Annotated in this window: 4 protein-coding genes; 1 reads left to right on the forward strand and 3 read right to left on the reverse strand. The window is 33.6% G+C overall.

Annotation, left to right across the window (positions count from 1 at the left end; all coding sequences use genetic code 11):
• Positions 1-363: 363 nt before the first annotated feature.
• The 3 genes from Q0945_RS15510 to Q0945_RS15520 all read right to left on the reverse strand — a co-directional run bounded on the left by Q0945_RS15510 (position 364) and on the right by Q0945_RS15520 (position 7,813).
• Positions 364-1,827, reverse strand: a complete 1,464-nt coding sequence (locus Q0945_RS15510) for a glutamate synthase subunit beta (RefSeq protein ID WP_299436402.1) — start codon at positions 1,825-1,827, stop codon at positions 364-366.
• 2 nt (positions 1,828-1,829) lie between these two features.
• Entirely contained in the window at positions 1,830-6,335 is a 4,506-nt protein-coding gene (gene gltB, locus Q0945_RS15515; protein ID WP_299436412.1) for a glutamate synthase large subunit, read from the reverse strand.
• A 335-nt stretch (positions 6,336-6,670) separates the two neighbouring features.
• Positions 6,671-7,813 carry an acyl-CoA dehydrogenase family protein gene (locus tag Q0945_RS15520; protein ID WP_299436406.1) on the reverse strand — a complete coding sequence of 381 codons (1,143 nt, stop codon included), beginning with the start codon at positions 7,811-7,813 and terminating at the stop codon, positions 6,671-6,673.
• A 277-nt stretch (positions 7,814-8,090) separates the two neighbouring features.
• Between Q0945_RS15520 and Q0945_RS15525 the strand changes: the two genes are divergently transcribed.
• Positions 8,091-9,323 (forward strand): Glu/Leu/Phe/Val dehydrogenase dimerization domain-containing protein, encoded by a 1,233-nt coding sequence (locus Q0945_RS15525; protein ID WP_299436409.1) that lies wholly within the window; start codon positions 8,091-8,093, stop codon positions 9,321-9,323.
• Positions 9,324-9,841: the final 518 nt, after the last annotated feature.

Genomic DNA, 9,841 nt, shown 5'->3' on the forward strand with positions numbered 1-9,841 from the left:
CTACACCAAGTGGGAGAGTAGGAAGCCGCCTTCTTCAAAGTCCGATACATTACGTATCGGACTTTTTTTATGCTTGAAAATTACTAGTATTAAGTGGTGTTAATAATCTAAAATGTTAGCTTTATGTTATAACTAGTTCTGTGAGGTATTAATATTACTCAGTTATTAGTCTAATAAATGCCTAAGAATCGATATAATTGTGTAATACTATAGTATTATGTTGGTATAGTTTTAAAAGTAAATCGTTCTATTTGTATATGTAATAAGACGAACTAGAGATACTTTTAATTTGTTAATTACAGCACATAAAAAAGGCTGTCTTATTACTAAAACAGCCTTTTATAGTTGGTGTATAACTATAGTTTAAACTCCTGGTAAATCTCCAGTCATATTCTTAGATGGTAAATCTGATTTACCCATTAAATATTTATCTACTTGTCTTGCAGCTTCTCTTCCTTCAGATATTGCCCAAACTATTAAGGATTGTCCTCTACGCATGTCTCCAGCAGAAAATATATTTGGAACATTAGTTTGGTATTTACCGTATTTAGCTTCATAATTAGAACGACCATCTTTCTTTATGCCCAATTGTTCTGCCAGATAACCTTCCGGACCTGTAAATCCAAGTGCAAGTAATGCTAAGTCACATGGCCATGTTTTTTCAGTTCCTGGAACTTCAATTAATTTTGGACGTTGGCCAGGAATCATTTCCCATTCTACATTAACGGTTTTTAAAGCAGTTAATTTTCCCTCTTCATTGGTTACAAATTCTTTAGTGTTAATTAACCAGTTACGTTCTACACCTTCTTTATGAGAAGAAGATGTTTTTAATTGTAATGGCCAATAAGGCCAAGGTGTGCTAGGTGAACGATGCCCTGGTGGTTTTGGCATAATTTCAAAATTAATTACCGACTTTGCTCCTTGACGATTTGATGTTCCTACACAATCCGAACCAGTATCTCCACCACCAATTACAATTACATTTTTATCTGTTGCTAGTACTTGGTCTTTTACTTCTTTACCAAAAACAACTTTTGTTTGTTGTGTTAAGAAATCCATTGCTTGTACAACACCGTCCGCATCAATACCTGGTGTTGGTAAAGAACGTCTTTCTGTTGCTCCACCAGCTAAAACAATAGCGCTAAAAGCTTTTAACTCATCAATAGAAACATTTTTCCCAACATTAGAGTTTACTTTAAAAATAATTCCTTCGGCTTTTAAAATTTCAACTCTACGGTCAATAATACCTTTTTCCATTTTAAAATTAGGTATTCCATAACGTAATAAACCACCAACTTCATCGTCTCTTTCATAAACTGTTACTAAATGACCAGCTCTATTTAGTTGTTGTGCAGTAGCTAAACCTGCAGGTCCAGAACCTACAACGGCAACAGTTTTTCCTGTTCTTGTTTTAGGTATTTGAGGTTTTATCCAACCTTCTTTAAAAGCACGTTCAACAATATTTTTTTCAATATTTTCTATAGAAATTGGATCTTCAATAATACCTAAAACACATGCTTGTTCACATGGTGCAGGGCATAAACGACCTGTAAATTCAGGAAAATTATTTGTGGAATGTAAAATTAATGAGGCTTTTTGCCATTCTCCTTGGTGAACCATATGGTTAAAATCTGGAATAAGATTCCCTAATGGACAACCACTATGGCAAAAAGGTATACCACAATCCATACAGCGTGATCCTTGTTCCGTAATTTCTTTATCACTTAAAGGAACTGTAAATTCTTTATAATCTTTAACACGCTTTTCAACAGCAATGTATTGTTCGTCTTTTCTTTCGAATTCTTTGAATCCTGTTGTCTTTCCCATAATTACGCTATTGTTAATTCTTCTACCATTGGTTCTTCATTTGCAATACGCTCCAGAGCTACTTTGTATTCTTTAGGCATTACTTTCACAAATTTAGATATACTATTTTCCCAATCAGCTAAAATTTCTTTACCTCTATTACTATTAGTATTGGCAACATGTTTTTGTATTAACCCTTTTAATTCTTTTTCATCTTCTCCTGATATAGGGTCAAAATCTACAGTTTCTTCATTGCATAGGCCGTTAGTAAATTTTCCATTATTGTTTAATACGTAGGCATAACCACCGCTCATACCTGCAGCAAAATTACGTCCAGTATCTCCTAAAACAACAATTCTTCCACCAGTCATGTATTCACAACAGTGGTCTCCTACTCCTTCTACTACAGCTGTAGCTCCAGAATTACGAACTGCAAAACGTTCACCAGCAATACCATTTATGTATGCTTCTCCTTTTACAGCTCCAAATAAACAAACATTACCAACTATTATATTGTGTTCTGCTATGAAATCTGCTTCAACAGGTTTTTTAATAATTATTTTACCTCCAGAAAGTCCTTTTCCTAAATAATCATTAGTATTACCTTCAACAGTATATGTAATTCCACTTGCTCCAAAAACACCAAAACTTTGACCTGCTGAGCCTTTAAAATTAAGGTTTAAAGTATTTTCAGGTAGTCCTAGGTGACCATATATTTTAGATACTTCGTTAGAAACTATTGCTCCTAAGGAACGATCAGTGTTATGTATAGGGTAATTTAAAGTAGTAATCTCTTTTCTAAAAATTGCAGCGTGAGCATCTTTTAGTATTTGAAAATCCATTACATTTTCTAAATTATGATCTTGCTTTTCCGTATTTTTTAAAGTAGAATTATTGTACTCTGCAGGTTGGTATAAAATAGCAGATAAATCTAATCCCTTAGCCTTATAATGCTTTATGGCTTTATTGGTGTCTATTTTTTGGGTTTGTCCAATCATTTCATCTACAGTTCTAAACCCTAAGTCTGCCATTATTTCTCTAAGCTCGTTAGCAACATAGTAGAAGAAGTTAATTACATGTTCTGGAGTACCTTTAAAGTTTTTTCTTAAGTCTTTATCTTGTGTAGCAATACCTACGGGGCATGTGTTTAAATGGCATTTACGCATCATAATACAACCAGAAGCAACTAGAGGTGCAGTTGCAAAACCAAATTCCTCAGCTCCTAATAATGCAGCTACTGCTACATCTCTACCTGTTTTTAATTGCCCATCACATTCTACAACAATACGAGAACGTAAGTTGTTAAGTACTAATGTTTGTTGGGCTTCTGCTAAACCAAGTTCCCATGGTAGTCCAGCATGTTTTAAGGAAGTTAATGGAGATGCTCCAGTACCACCGTCATAACCAGAAATTAATACTACATCTGCTTTAGCTTTAGACACACCAGCGGCAATAGTACCAACACCTACTTCGGATACTAATTTTACGTTTATCCTAGCTTCGCGATTTGCATTTTTTAAATCGTAGATTAATTGCGCTAAATCCTCGATAGAATATATATCGTGATGTGGAGGAGGAGATATTAATCCTACAAATGGAGTGGAGTTACGAGTTTCTGCAATCCAAGGTAAAACTTTATGCCCTGGTAATTGCCCACCTTCTCCAGGCTTAGCACCTTGAGCCATTTTTATTTGTATTTCTTTTGCAGAACTTAGGTAATGAGAAGTTACTCCAAAGCGTCCTGATGCAACTTGTTTAATCGCAGAGTTTCTATTGTCTCCATTAGCATCTGGTTGAAAACGTCTTCTGTCTTCACCACCTTCACCAGAGTTAGATTTTCCACCTAAACGGTTCATCGCAATAGCTAAATTTTCATGAGCTTCACGAGAAATAGAGCCGTAAGACATTGCTCCCGTTTTAAAACGTTTTACAATATCTGTCCATGGTTCTACTTCATCAAGAGGAATAGGGTCTAAGTTGTTAAATTCAAACAATCCACGAATAGTTAAAAGATTTTTAGACTGTTCGTTTATAGCATTCTTATATATGTCGTACGATTTTTGGTCATTTAGTCTTACAGCTTGCTGTAATTTAGCAACTGTTGTTGGGTTAAATAAATGGCGTTCTCCATTACGTCTCCATCTATATTCTCCACCAATGTTTAGTCCAAGACGCTTATCAATATACGTATCTGGGTAAGCATATTTATATCTTTTTGTAATTTCTTTTTCAATTTCATAAAGACCTATACCTTCAATTCTAGAAGCAGTATAAGGGAAATATTTATTTACAAAATTTGAATTGAATCCAACTATTTCAAATATTTGAGAACCTCTGTAAGAATGTAAAGTAGAGATTCCTATTTTATTCATCACTTTTAGTATTCCCTTACCAATAGCTTTATTAAAGTTATCTACAGCTTTTTGCTCATCTAACTTTATAAACCCTTCTTTTACTTGCTCTCTAATAATTTCATTAACCATGTACGGGTTAATAGCAGAGGCTCCGTAACCAAATAGAGTAGCAAAATGATGCGGTTCTCTTGGCTCTGCAGATTCTATTACAATATCAAAATAAGAACGCTTACGTAAACGATTCATTTGGTGATGCACAAAAGAACACGCTAGTAAAGCAGGAATAGGTGCTAGACCTTCTTTTGCTCCTCTATCGGATAATATTATGATATTAGTACCTTTTTCTAAAGACTTTGTTATTTTGATAATGATGTCATCTAGAGCATCCTCTAAACCATTCATTCCTTGGTCTTTAGTATAAAGCATTTCTATAGTGTCTGCTTTAAAACCTTCTACATTAATATTTCTAATTTTTTCTAAGTCATTATTAGAAATTACTGGGTTTTGTATTCTTAACTTATGACATTGTTCTGGTGTTATGTCAAAAATATTTTTGTCATGCCCTAAAGCTAAACTAATATCGGTAACTACTTCTTCACGAATACCATCTAAAGGTGGATTGGTAACTTGTGCAAATAGTTGTTTAAAATAGTTTGATATTAATTGCGGGTTGTCAGATAAAACAGCTAATGGGGTATCTATACCCATAGAACCTAATGCTTCTTTACCTACTTGTGCCATAGGAACAATTACTTCTTGTATATCTTCTATGGTGTAATTGTAAAGGCGTTGTCTTGTTTTTAGGTCTAATGTTTCAATAGGACAAACTTCGTTTGTGTTTGGAACATCTTTTAGTTGCATATTGTTCTCTTTCAACCATTTTTTATATGGTCTTTCTGTAACAATTTTATTTTTTATTTCCTCGTCATCAATAATACGTCCATTATTCATGTCTACTAAAAACATTTTTCCTGGCTCTAAACGTCCATGGCTTTCAATGTCTTCAGGGTCTATGTTTACAACACCAACTTCGGATGACATAATAAGTTTTCCACTTTTTGTGACTGTGTACCTAGATGGTCTTAAGCCATTACGGTCTAATAATGCCCCAATATAATCTCCATCTGTAAAAGGAACAGAAGCAGGTCCGTCCCAAGGTTCCATTATACAGGAGTTGTACTCATAAAATGCTTTTCTTTCCTCAGACATTGTAGCATGTTTTTCCCATGCTTCTGGAATAGTCATCATCATAACCTCTGGTAATGAACGTCCTGTTAACGTTAATAGTTCAACAGACATGTCCATAGAGGCAGAATCGGATTTGTTTGGTAAAATTATTGGAAAAAGTTTTTCGAACTGATCTCCAAAAATATCTGATTTCATTATTTCTTCACGTACACGCATTCTGGATACGTTACCTCTTAAAGTGTTAATTTCTCCATTTTGACATAAGAATCTAAATGGTTGCGCCAGTTCCCATGTAGGCATTGTATTTGTAGAAAAACGTTGGTGTACTAAGGCTAATCTTGTAACTAAATCTGGTTGTTGTAAGTCTGTATAATATGGCCCAATATCTTCAGGCATTATAATACCCTTATATATTAAGGTAGTGTTAGATAAACTAGCAACATAGAAGTAGTTGCCTTGCGAAGTTTTAGAATTACGAATGGTATGTTCTGTAATTTTACGAGCAGCATATAATTTAGCTTTAAAGATGTTCTCTTCTAAATCTCCTTGTCCAATAAATACTTGTTCTATGTTTGGTTCAGATGCTAAGGCAATTTCCCCTAAATTAGAAGAATCTACAGGAACTGTTCTCCATCCTAGAATAGTTAAGCCCTGATCTGTTATTTCTTTTTCAAATTCTTTTTTACAGAAATTGTATTGGTTTTTTATTTTAGGTAAAAAAACCATACCTACGGCATATTTGCGTTGCTCAGGAATAGTAAATTCACATACCCTTTTAAAGTAATCATGCGGAATATCTATTAGTAAACCAGCTCCATCGCCTGTTTTTCCATCAGAACTAACCCCTCCACGGTGCTCTAGTTTTACTAAAATCTCTAAAGCATCATGTATTATTTGGTTATTCTTTTCCCCATTAAGGTTACAAATAAAACCTGCTCCACAGTTTTCATGTTCAAATTCTGGTAGGTACAACCCTTGTTTTTTCAACTTCATAGATTATGGTATTTCTTCAAAAATATCAATTTATTTATGTTTTATTCAATGATTAAGAATAAATGACATAATAAATTCAATGATTAGGATAATATGATAAAAATTGCCTAATAATGGATTTTTAAAAGGTTAAAATTATCATAATGATAAAAGTAGTGCATTATAGATAGTTCTGAAAGGTTTTTAAGGGGGTAGTTCTAAGTATGTCTTGTTTTGTAACAAATAACCCCAAATATATTAATGCAGTAACAAGCTTTGTAGTAAAAATAAAACAACCTTACCCATGAGATAATAGGGTAAGGTTGCAAAATGTATTTTTAAAAAAGAGGTCAGTCTCTTAAAATACTTCTAGAAATTACTATTTTTTGAATTTCTGAAGTACCTTCATAGATTTGCGTAATTTTAGCATCACGCATTAATCTTTCTACATGGTAATCTTTAACAAAACCATTTCCGCCGTGTATTTGTACAGCTTCTACGGTAGTATCCATGGCAACTTGCGATGCGTAAAGTTTAGCCATTGCCCCAGATAAATCAAAATTATGCCCTTGGTCTTTGTCCCATGCGGCTTTATATACAAGGTGTCTTGCAGCTTCTATTTGGGTATGCATATCTGCTAATTTAAAAGCAATTGCTTGGTGATTAGAAATTTCTGTCCCAAATGCTTTACGTTGTTTAGAGTATTTTTTTGCTAATTCATACGCACCTGAAGCTATACCTAAAGCTTGTGCTGCAATACCTATTCTTCCTCCGGATAAAGTTTTCATAGCAAATTTAAAACCAAAACCATCTTCACCAATTCTATTTTCTTTAGGAACTTTTACATCGTTAAAAATTAAAGAATGTGTATCACTACCACGAATTCCTAGTTTATTTTCTTTAGGACCAATTTCAAAACCTTCAGCTCCTTTTTCTACTATTATTGCATTAATGCCTTTATGTCCTTTTTCTTTATCTGTTTGCGCTATAACAATATATATACTTGCAGTACTACCATTAGTAATCCAGTTTTTAGTGCCATTAATTATATAGTAATCTCCTTTATCTATAGCTGTTGTTTTTTGAGAAGTGGCATCACTACCAGCTTCGGGTTCGGATAAACAAAAAGCACCTATAATTTCTCCAGTTGCTAATTTGGTTAAATATTTTTCTTTTTGTTCCTCTGTTCCATAAGCTTCAATACCATAACAAACTAAAGAGTTATTTACAGAAACAACAACAGAAGAAGACGCATCTACCTTAGATAATTCTTCCATAACAATAGCGTAAGAAACAGTATCTAAACCGCTACCACCATATTTAGGATTTACCATCATTCCCAGAAAACCAAGCTCTCCCATTTTTTTAACTTGTTCGGCAGGAAATTTTTGAGCATCATCTCTTTCTATTACTTCAGGAAGCAGTTCATTTTGCGCGAAATCTCTTGCTGCTTGTTGTATTAACTTTTGCTCTTCTGTTAAGGTAAAGTTCATATATTTGAAATTATGATAAAATAATGATGCTAATATAAGGTTATAGTGCGAATATCGTATTATTCAAATCTTTGTTTTTTGTTAAAAAACACCAAAGTAATATAAAAAAAATGATTTCAATTTTTTTATATTTGCATTACTACATTACATAGAATTGATGTTTAATTATTAGTTATGAGACAGCAGTAACCCCGAAAGGGGAGTTATATTTATTTTTTTCGGAGAGTACATAAAAACAAGTATTGCAAACTAATAATATCATAAAAAATCAATTCTTATGAAAGAATTATTATATACATACGAGAATAAACAAGCAGAAATAGTCTTTAATTGGAAGGACTCTGAGACGGAGGCTGAAGGTTGGACTGTAATTAACTCATTACGTGGTGGTGCCGCAGGAGGAGGTACTAGAATGCGAAAAGGGTTAGATGTTAACGAGGTTTTGTCTTTGGCGAAAACAATGGAGGTAAAATTCACAGTTTCTGGACCTGCAATAGGTGGTGCTAAATCTGGGATTAATTTTGACCCTAATGACCCAAGAAAAAAAGGCGTTTTAGAGCGCTGGTATAGAGCGGTAGCTCCTTTGTTAAAAAGTTATTATGGCACTGGAGGAGACTTAAATGTAGATGAAATTCATGAGGTAATTCCTATTACAGAAGATGCTGGAGTTTGGCATCCGCAAGAAGGGGTTTTTAATGGGCATTTTAAACCTACTGAGGCCGATAAAATAAATAGAATAGGGCAACTTAGATTAGGAGTTATAAAAGCTATTGAAAATTCTATGTATTCTCCCAAAGTTTCTAGAAAATATACGGTTGCCGATATGATTACTGGGTATGGTGTTGCAGAGACGGTAAAGCATTATTATAGTATTTACGGAGGAGATGTAAAAGGGAAAAGAGCTGTAGTTCAAGGTTTTGGAAATGTGGGTAGTGCCGCAGCTTATTATTTAGCATTAATGGGAGCTAAAATTGTTGGTATTATAGATCGTGATGGGGGAATTATAAAAGAAGAGGGTTTTTCATTTGATGAGATTAAAGATTTTTTCTTAAATAAAAATGGAAATACTTTAGTGGCTTCTAAGAAAAATTTTATTCCTTTTGAGGAAATTAACGAACGTATTTGGACGTTGGCTACAGAGATTTTTGTACCGTGTGCTGCATCTAGATTAATTACGAAGGAACAAATATCTAAAATGATAGATACCGGCTTAGAGGTTATATCTTGTGGGGCTAATGTTCCTTTTGCCGATAAGGAAATATTTTTTGGACCTATAATGGAATATACCGATGGGAAAGTAAGTTTAATTCCCGATTTTATTTCTAACTGCGGAATGGCAAGGGTGTTTGCATATTTTATGGAAAAAAGAGTTGGTATAGACGATGAACTTATTTTTACGGATACCTCTAATACAATCAAGGAGGCATTGTTGAAAATATATAAACAAAATTCTTCTACATTAAATATTAGTAAAACAGGATTTGAGATTGCATTGAAGCAATTGGTGTAATATTTTTTGAAAAAGAAAGAGCCTATACACTTATAATTTGTATAGGCTTTTAATAATTTAAATTTAACGTATTAGTTTGTTAAATGCTATGGTAATATTGTGTAGATAGATTTTTACTTTGCTAGGGCTCGTTTGCAACGAGTACCGTACCAAGGATTTTTATTCTAAAAAAACAATATCGTCAATTTTTAACACTGTATGGTTCTCTGCAAAATTTTTAGCCCTAGTGTATTTCCAATCTATTGGGTTGCAAACAAAACCTGTGACAACTGGATTGTTATGTATATATTCTATTTTTTGTTTTATAACAGTAGTACTCCATAGTTAAATGGGGTTGTTATTGTGCTGCTGATGGATTTTTAAACTTGTATTTTCTACTCATTGTTGTTTTTTACTCATTACGCCACTCGTTGCAAACGAGCGCGAGCGGGGGGATCCTGCGAGATGTAACCCTGCGCATTTTTTTTCCTTGCGAGAGAGCAATCAATAACTTCCAGCGAGCTTTAAAAAAACCAAAG

Origin of the sequence: uncultured Maribacter sp., from assembly GCF_947500405.1 — a bacterium.
GTDB lineage: Bacteria > Bacteroidota > Bacteroidia > Flavobacteriales > Flavobacteriaceae > Maribacter_B.

What these genes read in the sequence shown, in the direction of transcription:
- Q0945_RS15525 (WP_299436409.1), top strand. Translation starts at nt 8,091, where the DNA reads ATGAAAGAATTATTATATACATACGAGAATAAACAAGCAGAAATAGTC.
- Q0945_RS15520 (WP_299436406.1), bottom strand. Translation starts at nt 7,813, where the DNA reads ATGAACTTTACCTTAACAGAAGAGCAAAAGTTAATACAACAAGCAGCA.
- Q0945_RS15510 (WP_299436402.1), bottom strand. Translation starts at nt 1,827, where the DNA reads ATGGGAAAGACAACAGGATTCAAAGAATTCGAAAGAAAAGACGAACAA.